At 52.6% G+C, this 12,943-nt stretch carries 13 protein-coding genes; 4 read left to right on the plus strand and 9 right to left on the minus strand.

From position 1 onward, the window contains the following. Window positions 1–26: 26 nt before the first annotated feature. Window positions 27–806, plus strand: coding sequence for an rRNA pseudouridine synthase (locus tag HOM51_08965; protein ID MBT5034638.1), 780 nt, complete (start codon window positions 27–29; stop codon window positions 804–806). Further along, complete coding sequence (gene rsmD / locus HOM51_08970) at window positions 803–1,366, plus strand: 16S rRNA (guanine(966)-N(2))-methyltransferase RsmD (GenBank protein ID MBT5034639.1); 564 nt, start codon at window positions 803–805, stop codon at window positions 1,364–1,366. The genes HOM51_08965 and rsmD overlap by 4 nt, the downstream gene beginning before the upstream one ends. On the opposite strand, the gene HOM51_08975 is transcribed toward rsmD, so the two are convergent. The 8 genes from HOM51_08975 to HOM51_09010 all read right to left on the minus strand — a co-directional run bounded on the left by HOM51_08975 (window position 1,363) and on the right by HOM51_09010 (window position 9,971). After that, window positions 1,363–2,298, minus strand: coding sequence for a glyoxylate/hydroxypyruvate reductase A (locus HOM51_08975; GenBank protein MBT5034640.1), 936 nt, complete (start codon window positions 2,296–2,298; stop codon window positions 1,363–1,365). The genes rsmD and HOM51_08975 overlap by 4 nt on opposite strands. Before the next feature lie 3 nt (window positions 2,299–2,301). After that, window positions 2,302–3,927 (minus strand): ABC transporter ATP-binding protein, encoded by a 1,626-nt coding sequence (locus HOM51_08980; GenBank protein MBT5034641.1) that lies wholly within the window; start codon window positions 3,925–3,927, stop codon window positions 2,302–2,304. Beyond that, window positions 3,924–4,955 carry an ABC transporter permease gene (locus HOM51_08985; protein ID MBT5034642.1) on the minus strand — a complete coding sequence of 344 codons (1,032 nt, stop codon included), beginning with the start codon at window positions 4,953–4,955 and terminating at the stop codon, window positions 3,924–3,926. Before HOM51_08985 ends, HOM51_08980 begins: the two co-directional genes overlap by 4 nt. Before the next feature lie 4 nt (window positions 4,956–4,959). Beyond that, window positions 4,960–6,081: a microcin C ABC transporter permease YejB gene (locus HOM51_08990; protein MBT5034643.1), complete on the minus strand. Its 1,122-nt coding sequence runs from the start codon at window positions 6,079–6,081 to the stop codon at window positions 4,960–4,962. Between the two features lie 6 nt (window positions 6,082–6,087). After that, on the minus strand, window positions 6,088–7,929 hold the full coding sequence (locus tag HOM51_08995) for an ABC transporter substrate-binding protein (GenBank protein MBT5034644.1): 1,842 nt from the start codon (window positions 7,927–7,929) through the stop codon (window positions 6,088–6,090). A 222-nt stretch (window positions 7,930–8,151) separates the two neighbouring features. Beyond that, the gene (locus HOM51_09000; GenBank protein MBT5034645.1) at window positions 8,152–8,457 is read right to left on the minus strand and encodes a hypothetical protein; all 306 of its coding nucleotides are present in this window, start codon (window positions 8,455–8,457) and stop codon (window positions 8,152–8,154) included. 180 nt (window positions 8,458–8,637) lie between these two features. Beyond that, window positions 8,638–9,375, minus strand: coding sequence for a histidinol-phosphatase (gene hisN / locus HOM51_09005; protein ID MBT5034646.1), 738 nt, complete (start codon window positions 9,373–9,375; stop codon window positions 8,638–8,640). A gap of 65 nt (window positions 9,376–9,440) precedes the next feature. Then, window positions 9,441–9,971 carry a cytochrome c family protein gene (locus HOM51_09010; GenBank protein ID MBT5034647.1) on the minus strand — a complete coding sequence of 177 codons (531 nt, stop codon included), beginning with the start codon at window positions 9,969–9,971 and terminating at the stop codon, window positions 9,441–9,443. A gap of 197 nt (window positions 9,972–10,168) precedes the next feature. Here HOM51_09010 and HOM51_09015 point away from each other — a divergent pair, with 197 nt between their 5' ends. Together HOM51_09015 and HOM51_09020 are read left to right on the plus strand one after the other, a co-directional pair. Next, complete coding sequence (locus HOM51_09015) at window positions 10,169–10,918, plus strand: 3-deoxy-manno-octulosonate cytidylyltransferase (GenBank protein MBT5034648.1); 750 nt, start codon at window positions 10,169–10,171, stop codon at window positions 10,916–10,918. Between the two features lie 4 nt (window positions 10,919–10,922). After that, window positions 10,923–11,789, plus strand: coding sequence for a prephenate dehydratase (locus HOM51_09020; protein MBT5034649.1), 867 nt, complete (start codon window positions 10,923–10,925; stop codon window positions 11,787–11,789). Between the two features lie 8 nt (window positions 11,790–11,797). Here HOM51_09020 and nudC read toward each other — a convergent pair whose 3' ends face one another. After that, window positions 11,798–12,724 carry an NAD(+) diphosphatase gene (nudC, locus tag HOM51_09025; GenBank protein MBT5034650.1) on the minus strand — a complete coding sequence of 309 codons (927 nt, stop codon included), beginning with the start codon at window positions 12,722–12,724 and terminating at the stop codon, window positions 11,798–11,800. Between the last annotated feature and the right edge of the window lie 219 nt (window positions 12,725–12,943).

Consider the following 12,943-nt stretch of genomic DNA (forward strand, 5'->3'; position numbering starts at 1 on the left):
CTAAAGGGGATCGCATCGCCAAAGTCATGGCGCGCGCTGGTTTATGTTCCAGGCGGGAAGCAGAACGCTGGATCGCGGACGGCCGGGTTAAGGTTGATGGAAATGTCCTGACCACACCGGCACATACCGTAACCGCAAAGTCGAAAATCTTGGTTGACGGCAAACCATTGCCAGAGGCCGAAGTGTCTCGGCTTTGGCGCTATCATAAACCAACAGGACAGGTCACCAGCCATAGTGACCCTGAAGGTCGCGATACCGTCTTTGAGAAATTGCCAGACGAATTGCCTCGGGTAATTTCCGTCGGCAGGCTGGATTATAATTCTGAAGGCTTATTGCTGTTGACCAACGATGGGGAACTGGCACGAAAACTGGAACTGCCAAAAACTGCATGGGCGCGGCGCTACCGGGTGCGGGTGCATGGCCACGTCAATGAAGCAGCACTCGAGAAATTGAAGGATGGCGTGACGGTTGATGGGATTACCTATGGGGCCATCGTCGCGCGCCTGGACCGCCAACAAGGTGACAACGCGTGGCTAACGGTTTCGATCCACGAAGGCAAGAACCGTGAAATTCGGAAAATCATGGAACATCTGAACTTGACCGTTAATCGGTTGATTAGGATTTCCTTCGGGCCTTTTCAATTGGGGAATTTGGCACAAGGCGGCGTCGAAGAAATTAAAGGCAGGACGCTCCGTGAACAGCTGGGCGAGGTGGCACCACAGGCGAAGAAGAAGCCTGAGACAAACAAAAAACCTCCGAGTTCCAGGCGGCCAAAAAAACAATTTAAGCCGAGGCGCAAAAAGTGAGAATTGTTGGCGGTGATCTGCGCGGGCGAAAGCTGCACGCCCCTGGCGGCAAAGACCTGCGCCCGACGTCTGATCGCGCCCGGGAGTCTGTGTTTAATATTTTGTCGCACGGAGAACCTACCGTCGATTTTGAAGGGGTGTCAGTGGTTGATGTATTTGCGGGGACGGGTGCCTTGGGTCTAGAGGCATTGTCCCGGGGTGCAACCCATGCAGCCTTCATCGACAATAGTGCAAGATCGCTAAAATTCGTCCGGGAAAATGCCGCCCAATTAGGGGTATGGAAACAATCAACCCTGTTAAAAATTGATGCCAAACGGTTAGCGCCCCCGCCGCGTGCAGCGAAGGCACCGTGCGCTGTTGCTTTTCTGGATGCGCCTTACAATCAAGAGCTGACAATCCCCGCCTTGCAGGGCCTGATCAACAAGGGATGGGTCAAGGCGGGTGCAGTCTGTGTGGTTGAGACCGAAGAAGAATACGTTTTAGAACCGCCCCGCGGATACCGCCTAATTGAAGACCGCACCTACGGCGCGGCGCGCGTTTCCTTTTTGGAAGTGACCTAATACCCACCCTTTACATCGACGATATGAAGCGGCGGATCGCCCGCTTGGATGCGTTTGATGTTGGCGGCAATTTCGCCTGCCGCTGTTGTCGCGTTGGTCAGGCTGGCGATGTGTGGGGTGACCGTCACGTTCGGATGTGACCAATAGGGATGATCTTCTGCCAAGGGTTCTGGGCTAAAGACATCGAGTGTCGCGGCGGCAACTTTTCCGCTTCCCAATGCTGCTAGCAAATCATCATCGACAATATGGGCACCCCGCGCCGCATTAATTGCGAACGCCCCATCGGGTAGGTGAGCCAAGGTCTCCGCATTGATGATCCCTTCGGTCTCAGGCGTCAAAGGCAGTAGACAAATCAGGATTTCCGTGCGCTCCAAAAAGGGCACCAAACCGTCTTGCCCGAAATAACATTTAGCACCTTCAATATTCTTTTCAGATCGGCTCCAGCCCGCGACATCGAACCCTAAACCGACAAGAGAATTAGCCGCGTCACTGCCCAAGACCCCAAGACCAAGAATGCCGACCGATCGTTCGCTTGGGAGGGGATAGCGATTCTGCTTCCATTTGTTTTCTGCCTGTCGCGCCTGATAGACATGGAACCCGCGATGATAGTGCATCACCCAATGAGTTACATATTCGGTCATGCCTCGGGTTAAATCTGGATCAACCAACCGCACAACGGGAATACCCTCGGGTAAGTTTGGGTCGCGCATCAGATGATCCACACCAGCGCCCAACGAAAAAATTGCTTTTAGGTTTGGGTAGTTTCTGAGTTCCCCCAGCTTCGGCCGCCACGCGAGAGCAAACTCGATTTCTTCTTTATCTCCAATGTCGGTCGGCCAAATTCTAAAATCCAAATCTGGAATGTGTTTGGCCAGTCGACTGCGCCAAAGTTCCGGGTTGTCGCCTTTGGAACTGAAAAGAAGTGTCGTCATTAATTACCGTCCTACTATGCCGGTCTCATCGGCCTTCATGTTTAAAGCCGCATCCAACAGGGCTTGGGTATAGGGTTCTTTGGGCGATGAGAAAACACTATCCGCATCACCTTGTTCAACCACCTTTCCATTCCGCATGACCAGGACTTCGTGAGACAAAGCGCGCACCACCCGAAGATCATGGCTGATGAACAAGTACGCCAGATTATTGCGTTGTTGCAGGTCGCGCAGCAGGTCGACGATCTGCGCCTGCACCGACATATCCAGCGCGCTGGTCGGTTCATCCAAGACAATGAATTCAGGTTTTAGAACCAAGGCCCGAGCGATGGAAATACGTTGGCGCTGGCCGCCGGAAAATTCGTGTGGGTAGCGGTCCATCATGTCGGCTTCAAGGTCGACTTCTTTTAAAGTCTCCGCGATCAAGTCTCGGCGCTCCACATCATTTCCACCACGGCCGTGTACCAACAATCCCTCTTCGACAATCTGGCCGACGGTTAGGCGGGGACTGAGGGAGCCAAAGGGGTCTTGAAAAACCATCTGCATGCGTTGACGCAAGGGGCGTAGTTCTGACGTTGAGAGTTCTTGCAAATCTTGGTCTTGAAAAACGATTTCGCCTTCGCTTCTCTCAAGCCGCAACAGCGCCCGCCCCAGCGAACTTTTCCCCGACCCGCTTTCACCGACCACGCCTAACGTATGGCCACGTCGAACGGTCAGCGTCACCCCGTCCACTGCCTTGATGTGGCCTACGATGCTTTTAATGACGCCTTTCTTAATCGGATACCAAACCCGAAGGTTGTCCGTGTGCATGACCGTCGGCGCATTGGTATCTGCTGGTTCTGGCTGGCCGCCGGGTTCTGCTGCCATCAGGTGCTTGGTATAGTCGTGACTTGGCGCGTCCAACACTTGGCCCACAGAACCTTCTTCAACAATCAGTCCCTCATTCATCACATAAACTCGTTCGGCCATATGGCGAACGATACCGAGATCGTGGGTGATCATTAAAAGCGCCATGTCCAATTTTTCTTGAAGCTCTTTTAGAAGTTTCAAGATTTGCGCTTGGATAGTAACATCGACCGCTGTCGTCGGCTCATCCGCAATTAACAAGTCAGGCTCGTTGGCCAAGGCCATGGCGATCATCACCCGTTGGCGTTGACCGCCGGACAGTTCGTGAGGAAGCGCGCCTAACCGATCCGTCAATTCATCCAAGCCCACCAATTCCATCAGCTCCAACACCCGCGCGCGAGCTTGATCGCGGTTCATATTTTTGTGGAGGATCAGGGTTTCGTTGATTTGGTGTTCGACACTGTGCAAAGGATTGAGCGACGTCAGCGGTTCCTGAAAAATCATCGAGATGCGGTCGCCTCTGATCGCTCGCAGCCGAAAGTCTGGCGCACCAATTAATTCTTCCCCTTGGAAGCGCACGCTGCCCCCCGGATGAGACGCCAGGGGATAGGGCAGGAGTTGCAGAACCGAAAGTGCTGTGACCGATTTACCTGATCCACTTTCACCGACAAGGGCCACGCTTTCTCCCTTGGCAATTTGAACGGATACACCTCGGACCGCTTGGATCTCTCGCGCGCCCGAACCGAACGACACATGCAGGTCGGCGATCTCCAACAACTTACTCATGCGAATGTTTTCCGGGGATCGAAGGCATCCCGTACCGCTTCGCCAACAAACACCAAAAGGCTTAACATGACGGCCAATACCATAAACGCTGTAATCCCCAGCCAAGGTGCTTGAAGATTGGCTTTGCCCTGGATCAGCAATTCGCCCAATGAGGGGGACCCCGCCGGCAATCCGAAGCCAAGAAAATCCAATGAGGTAAGCGTGACGATGGAGCCGTTTAAAATAAAAGGCAGAAACGTCAGCGTTGCCACCATGGCATTAGGTAGAATGTGCTTGAACATGATGACGCGGTTGCTGACGCCCAACGCGTGTGCGGCTTTGACGTAATCGAAATTTCGCGCCCGCAGAAATTCAGCGCGCACCACGCCAACCAACCCGACCCAACTGAACAACAACATTAATCCGAGCAGCCACCAAAAATTTGGCTCCACGATGCTGGCCAATATGATCAATAAAAACAGCGTCGGCAGACCGCCCCAAATTTCAATAAACCTCTGAAATAGAAGGTCTGTCATGCCGCCGAAATACCCTTGGACCGCACCTGCTGCGATGCCAATGATGGAGCTTAGGATCGTCAGCGTTAGACCAAACAGAACGGATATTCGAAACCCATAAATCATCCGCGCAACCACGTCGCGGCCTTGGTCATCCGTGCCGAGCCAATTTTCTGCGCTCGGCGGGGCCGGGGCCGGAACGGGGAGTTCGTAATTGATAGTGTCGTAGGAATATCGAACTGGCGTCCAGATCATCCAGCCGTTCTTGTTTATTTTTTCAGCAATGAAGGGGTCGCGGTAATCGGCAGAGGTTGGAAAATCGCCGCCGAAAGTGGTCTCTGCATAGTCAACGACAACGGGAACAAAATAACTCCCCTCAAACTTCACCAGCAGTGGTTTATCGTTGGCGATGAATTCGGCGAACAGGGTTGGGATAAACAACGCCAAAAATATCCAGAGCGAGAAAAAACCACGCCGGTTGGCTTTGAAGTTAGCCAGTCGTCGGGCATTAAGGGGGCTTACCGTTCTAGCCATGGCTCTATACGCTCCGGCCTTCGAAATCGATGCGCGGATCAATCACGTGATACATCACATCGCCGATCAAGTTCATCAGTAGACCCAACAACGTAAAGAAAAATAGCGTGCCAAACATGACCGGGTAATCACGACCGAGAACGGCTTCGAATCCCAACAGCCCCAATCCATCGAGCGAGAAAATAACTTCGACCAACAAAGCGCCCGTGAATAGGATGCCGATGAATGCGCTCGGGAACCCGGCGATGACAATCAGCATGGCATTGCGAAAAACATGCCCGTAGAGAACTTTATTTTGGGTCAGGCCTTTGGCCCGCGCCGTCGTCACATACTGCATGTTGATCTGATCCAAAAACGAATTCTTGGTCAGCATGGTCAGTCCGGCAAAGGCACCAATCACCAACGCCAAAACTGGCAAGGTGATGTGCCAAAGATAGTCCAGGGTTTTATCAAACCAGCCCATGGATTCCCAATTGGGTGACGTCAGTCCCCGCAAGGGGAACCAGTCCAGGAAGCTTCCACCTGCAAATACAATGACCAATAAAATAGCAAACAAAAATCCGGGAATTGAATAGCCGACAATGACCGCGCTGCTGGTCCATATATCAAACTTTGTGCCGTCTCTGATGGCCTTGGCGACTCCTAACGGAATTGAAATCATATAGACCAATAGCGTCGTCCAAAGGCCGAGGCTGATCGACACCGGCATCTTGTCGATGACCAAGTCAATGACCTTTCGGTCGCGGAAAAAACTATCGCCGAAATCGAATGTCGCGTAGTCGCCGATCATTTTAACAAAGCGTTCAAGGGGGGGCTTATCAAAGCCATACATCTTTTCAATTTGTTTGATCAGTTCAGGCTCCAAGCCACGTGACCCCCGGTACTTAGACGCAACCCCGCTGGTGTCTCCGGCGCCCCGGGCAGAGGCGTTCCCAGCTCCTGCCGTTTCGCCTTCGCCAGCGCCGGTGAAGCGGCTGGTCGCATCCACAGCTGTCCCTTTTATTTTGGCGATCATCTGTTCCACGGGGCCACCGGGCGCGCCCTGAACAATGATGAAGTTAATCACCATGATGCCGAACAGGGTCGGAATGATCAGCAACAAACGGCGAATGATATATGCGAGCATGGAGTCTTATTTCTTTGTTTGGCGGGCGTTGACGGCAGATGCCTTTGTCGCATCGATCCACCAATAGTCAAATCCGAGTGCATATTTAGGCGCGATTTTAGGGCGGCTGAATTTATCCCAATAGGCAACGCGGAAGCTTTGAATATGCCAATGCGGCACGACGTAATAGTTCCAGAGCAAGACACGATCCAGCGCGCGCGTTCTCATAATCAAGCTTTTGCGATCCGGTGCTGCAATCACCAGTTTGATAAGCTCATCAAGAACAGGATTTTGAATACCGACAAAATTTCGGCTGCCTTCACGCTTGGCCGACGCCGTTCCCCAGTAATTTCGTTGCTCGTTACCGGGCGATAATGACTGACCCCAGACACCGACGATCATATCGTAATCAAACGTCTCCATCCGTTTTTGGTATTGCGCCGTATCAACGGTGCGAACCGTCGCGGTAATCCCCATGCGTTTTAAATTCCGGATGAAGGGCAGAACAATCCGTTCCCAGGTGGGTTGGGCCAGCAGTATTTTAAACTGAAACGGCTTGCCGGTTTTGGCATTGATAAGTTTGCGGTCCTTGAAGATCCAGCCCGCCTGCTTCAAGAGCCGAATTGCGGTGCGCAGGTTCCGGCGGATGTTGCCTGATCCATCATTTTTCGGCGCACGATAGACCTTGGTAAATACGCTGTCCGGCACTTTTCCACGGAAGGGCTCTAAGATCTTCAATTCCTCTGGTCCCGGTAATTTATCGGCTGCCAATTCCGAATTCGAGAAATAACTGTGAGACCGGGTGTATTGGCCATAGAACAAATTTTTGTTCGTCCATTCAAAATCGAAGGCATAGGCGAGGGCTTGGCGGACACGGGCATCTTGGAAAAGGTTCCGGCGCATGTTGTAAACGAACGACTGCATGCCTGTTGGGCTGTAGTGCCGAATTTGTTCTTTCTTAATCACACCGTCGCGAATTTGTGGAATGTCGTAGGCTGTAGCCCAGTTCTTAGAAACATTTTCCTGGCGAAAATCGTATTCGCCCGCCTTAAAAGCCTCCAGCGCGACCGTTGCATCGCGGTAATAATCATAGCGAATTATATCCGGGTTATAGGCACCGCGTTTTGCTGGCACATCCCGGGCCCAGTAATCCTTCACCCGCTCATAGGTAACCGATCGACCCGCTTCGAAGGATTTAATTTTATAGGGCCCGCTGCCGAGTGGAGGCTCCAAGGTGGTCTTCTCAAAGTTCCGCGTCGCCCAGTAATGTTTGGGCAGGATTGGAAACTGGCCGACGATAAGCGGCAGTTCCCTATTTTCGCCGCCGGAGAAGGTAAATTTAACCTGACGCGGGCCGACTTTTTCTGCCTTGGCAACATTCCGGTAATAAAATCGATACCCCGGCGTGCCCTTGGTTTTGAGTATATTGATGCTGAAAATGACATCTTCGGGTGTGATCGGCTTGCCGTCGTGCCAGCGGGCTCCCGCACGAAGCGTAAAGCCGACCCAAGATCGGTCCTTCGGCATGTGAATTTTTTCAGCCAGCAAGCCATATTGGGAAAATGCTTCGTCGTTGGAACTGGTCATCAGTGTGTCGTACAAATCACTAATTCCAGCCGCCGAGACGCCTTTCACGATAAAAGCATTAAAATTGTCATATGTCCCAACCGAAGACAGTTTTTGAGTCCCGCCTTTGGGGGCGTTAGGGTTGGCGTATTCGAAGTGTTTAAAATCGGGGCCGTATTTAGGCGTGCCGTGCATCGCAACCCCATGCACGCCCTCTACTCCATCGATGGCACCAGCTGCCAATGTGGGAGAAGTCTGAACGAAAATACCAGAAACGAGAAGTGCAATTACAAAGGCGCGCATGAATTCATCCTATGGTTTTCCGGCGGTTTTCCCGATAGTGCGTTCACACACCTTACCGGATCAAGGCTATAGGGTAAATTTAAGCAATTTTGTGGCGAAATTTAGTCTCTAAAATTAATCCCGGCCCCTTGTTTTATAAACTTGGGGAGCCGGGATGAGGAACGAACCGCTTCGGGTTTGATTCGTTGGAATAAATTTAGCGTACGGCAGAGTTATTGCCGCTTAAGACCCAAGACCGACCACCTGCTTGGGTGAATTTTCCCAATAATCACCGGCGGCAACAAAACAACTCGTGCCGTCGGGCTGGGTCAGAAGAATTGTGAAGGTTACGTTAGTAGACGCGAAGATTTCAACCATCATACCGGTATTGGCAAGCCCCATGGGAATGGGGCTTTCGGCGTGTTGAACTTCTAATTCTTTGGTGAATTTCGCGCGATCGAAACAGGTGGTCTGGGCATTTGCCTGTGAGGGCAACGCAGCCGTCGCTAAGAAGAGCCCGACGAATAATGTCGTAATTAGTCCTCTCATGACGATTCGCTCCTTTTAAATGCTTTTCCACATTATTTTCCCGGCATAGCCAGGATTGCGATTGAAACAGTATAAAAGGGAAATGTTGCGACAATTTTGCCGCCAGGTTTCGGAATGTGTCTAAATATGGCTGAAATTTACAGGGAGTTACGGGGTGTTACGGGGTGGAACTGGAAGAGATTACACCGATAATAAAGCCAAAGCCGCCTGATGTGCAGCCGAATCTCCTGCCGCAAGCACGGTCCCGCCCGAGTTCAAGCCTAAGGGTTCGCCCCGCCAATTGCTCATAACCCCGCCGGCACCTTGGACAATCGGCACCAGCGCACAATAATCGTAGGGCTGCATGTTTGCTTCGCAGACAATGTCCACATGGCCATCAGCAACCAGGCCATAGGCGTAGCAGTCTGCGCCATAAACAGAATTACAGACCGACCCCGCCAAACGTTGAAAGGCAACGTCTTCCGCACCCTCAAACATTTCAGGCGTTGTCGTATAGAGCCATGCGTCGCCTAAGCTCTCGCAACGCCGAGCCCCCGCAACCGCTTCCCCATTCAATGCCGTCGCACTTCCCCGACACCCCACCCAACGTTCCTTCAAGGCGGGGTTATCCATGATGCCGAGAATTGGCACGCCGTCTTCCAAAAGTGCGATCAGGGTTCCGAATAAGGGTTTGCCTGTTACAAACGACTTTGTTCCATCGATGGGGTCCAGGACCCAAACATATTTCGCATCGATGCGTTCTTGGCCGTGTTCTTCGCCAAATATGCCATGATCCGCAAAGGTTGCCGTAATTTGCGCACGCATAACGGCCTCGGCTTCCCGGTCAGCTGCAGTGACTGGGCTGGTATCAGCCTTCGTATCGATGGGAATGCGGCTTTTGTAATACGGCATAACCACAGCCGCTGCCGCGTCGGCCATTGATTGCGCAAGCGTAAGCGCATCCTTTAGAAATGCGCCGCCGTCGTCAGAAGGAATAGACAAGCTTATGGCAGTGGTTGCGGGCTACCGCTCAACGAGCGAAGGTAGGCCAACAATGCAGCCCGATCCGCTGGGGATTTCACACCCGCGAATGTCATCTTGGTGCCCTTGGCGAAGGCTTTTGGTTTGGTCAGGAAGGCATCCAAATCTTTATACGACCAATTGCCACCAAGGCCTTTAAGCGCGCCGGAATACTTGAATCCAGCTACACTGGCTTTAGCCTTACCAACAACCCCCCAGAGATTTGGGCCGACTTTGTTCTTGCCGCCTTTTTTGGTCGAATGGCACGATTTGCATTTCTTAAACGCTTTTTTGCCACCATCGGCGCTGGCAGATGCCAATAGGGTCAGCGCGTTGCCACCGGCAGCAGACTTCCCTTTCGCCATGGCTTTCTTGGGCGCGGCGGCAGCAAATTCACCTGAGGCAACGGCTTTTGCTTCGGGCACCAAATAATTACCGATTGTATTTGCGCCGAACACCAGCCAGCCAAAAACCAGTAACGATGCGCCAAACAGTTCCAGAAACGAATATTTCATCAGCCTATTCCCCTTAACGTCGCCCTTTTAAACGGCACCGTACCGCCAACCTTCGAGATTTTGCCTGAAGCAGGCCCAAGGTTCAATGCTGTTATCTAAAATGGATTTCCCCATACCATCAAAAATGGATTTTCCCACTCTGGCCTTGAGGTATAAGGTGCCATCTATGTTTTCGTGATTTTAAGGTACTTGAGACGATGAGCATACCAAAAAATCCTCTGATACTGGTTCCAGCCCGCATGGCATCAACGCGGCTGCCCGGCAAACCGTTGGCCGATATTCACGGTGAGCCGATGATCGTTCATGTTTGGCGACGTGCAATGGAAGCGGATCTTGGCCCCGTGGTGGTGGCTGTTTCAGAACTGGAGGTTGCCGATGCGGTTCAGGGCGCTGGCGGCACAGCTGTTATGACTAGGCCCGATCACGAATCGGGTTCTGACCGTGTGTTCGAAGCCTTGCAATCAGTCGATCCGGACGGAAAGCACGATGCAGTGATCAACGTGCAGGGCGATTTACCGACCATTTCCCCGGACGTCATAAAAGCAGCCGTGCCGCCGTTCGGAGATTCGGAGGTCGATATCACGACGTTGATCTGCGAAATTACCGAAGACTCCGAGAAAACCAATCCTAATGTGGTCAAAGCCGTTGTTGGTTTATCACCGGGCAATAACTTTGGCCGGGCGCTTTATTTCAGCCGCCAGACGGTCCCCAGCGGCGACGGACCGCTGTACCATCACATCGGACTTTATGGTTTTAGGCGTGAGGTGTTGACCCGGTTTGTCAGCTTATCGCCCGGAGTATTGGAACGCCGTGAACGGCTCGAACAGCTGCGTGCTTTGGAAAACGGTATGCGCATTGATGCCGCCCTCGTTGACACGGTTCCCCTAGGTGTCGATACTCCCGCCGATTTGGAACGGGCGAGAACGATGCTCGCAAAAACGGAATAAGATAATGAACGCGGCAAACACCATCGCCTTCCAAGGCGAACCAGGCGCTTATTCGCACCTTGCGTGCCGGAATGTTTATCCGGACATGGAGCCTTTGCCGTGCCGAACTTTTGATGACGCCTTCGCGGCAATTCGAGATGGCAAAGCCGGGCTCGGCATGATTCCGATTGAAAACTCGGTCGCTGGGCGTGTCGCGGATATCCACCATTTGTTGCCAGACTCTGGTCTGCACATCATTGGGGAAACCTTTCAACGGGTGAACCACCACCTGCTCGGCCTGCCTGATGCAGATATCGCGGGACTGACCCATGTCCACAGCCATGTTCACGCACTTAATCAATGTCGAAACTTGATTAAGGGATTAGGGGTTACGCCAGTTGTTCACGTCGACACAGCTGGTGCTGCAAATGAAATTGCGGGCAAGGGCGATAAAAGCCAAGCCGTGATTGCCTCTGAGCTTGCCGGGGACATCAATGGTCTTAAATCGCTCAGAGCCAACATTGAAGATGCGGAACACAATACAACCCGCTTTATTATTATGGCCCGCGATGCAGAATTTCCCAGCCCTGATACGAAGCCTTTGATGACCACCTTCGTCTTTCACGTGCGCAACGTTCCGGCAGCACTCTATAAAGCCATGGGTGGATTTGCGACCAATGGCGTCAATATGACCAAACTGGAAAGCTATCTGATCGGTGGCCACTTTAGTGCTGCGCAATTCTATGCGGATGTCGAAGGCCACCCTGAGCACAGGAATGTTCGATTGGCGTTGGAAGAACTTAGCTTCTTCACCAAGGAAGTAAAAATTCTGGGCGTCTACCCCGCCGACCCGTTCCGCCAAGAAAACGGCATTTCTGAAGAAGACGATTAAGTGTCGTTTTAAACTGGCAGCGTCCCGGCGATCCAATCATCGATGAGAATTCGGGCGATGGAGTCTGTCCGCGCCAACCTGCGTCCGGCAGCATCGAAGTCGCGAAGTTCCTCGCGGGTGAACCAGCGCCCGTCTTCCAGTTCTTCTTCTTCAAGTGTGATCTCGTCGGTGGTTGCGCGAGCTGTAAATCCAACCATTAGAGACGCCGGAAACGGCCACGGTTGAGACCCCTGGTATTTCACGTCGGCAACATAAAGGCCTGATTCTTCATAGACTTCACGGATCACCGCCTCTTCCAAACTCTCACCCGGATCAACAAACCCCGCCAGAATGGAATAGATGCCTTTCGGGAAATTCGGCTTATGCGCCATGATCACCGAATCTTTGCCATCGCGCACCCGGTGCACCAGCATAATCACAGCCGGGTCGGTGCGCGGAAAATGTTCGCGGGCACAATCCGGGTTCAGGCATTGGCGCATATGCCCGCCGTGTAGGCTCTCGGTTTCAGAACCACAATCACCGCAATAGCGCTGACGCTTGTGCCAAAAGGAAATTCCCCGGGCATAGGCTAATAGGGTCGCCTGATGACGTTCCATGGTTGGGCCAACTTGGCGTAGATCAACGAAGATGCTCGGCCCGCTTAAATCAACCAGGGCTTCTTCCTCGTGGTGGGATAAATCTGCGGCGACATAAGCGATGCCATCGTTCACACCCAGCAACACCACTTGACCCGCACGCTCCAGCACATCGCGGGCTTCCGCTCCCGTCGCCATAACGGCTTCGGCCTCTTCACCAACAATTAAATTCTTTTCACGCCACACCGGCAGAACGCGGGTTTCTGCGTGGTCGAGCTGTTCGGCAACCCAATCCTTATTGCGCCGTTCAGTGGTCACCCGGTTAAGGATTCCACCCATGTAATGAAGTCTATTTTGCATGCCGGGGAACCTGACATAGCGGACCCGATCAAGCAAGCGAGTCAGCTGGACCAGGCTCCAAAAATATATGGGTATAACTTCTACGGTTGCTATCAACGCGCTAAGCCACCTGTCCACAAGAAACTGTGGAAATGTGCACAGTAATCTGCTTTGTGCAGCGGCCTGACATTGCTAGGTTCCGATCAAATATTCGTCCTGGTTACTGGGTGCCGGACCTAA

Source organism: Rhodospirillaceae bacterium (genome assembly GCA_018660465.1).
Lineage (GTDB): Bacteria > Pseudomonadota > Alphaproteobacteria > Rhodospirillales > JABJKH01 > JABJKH01.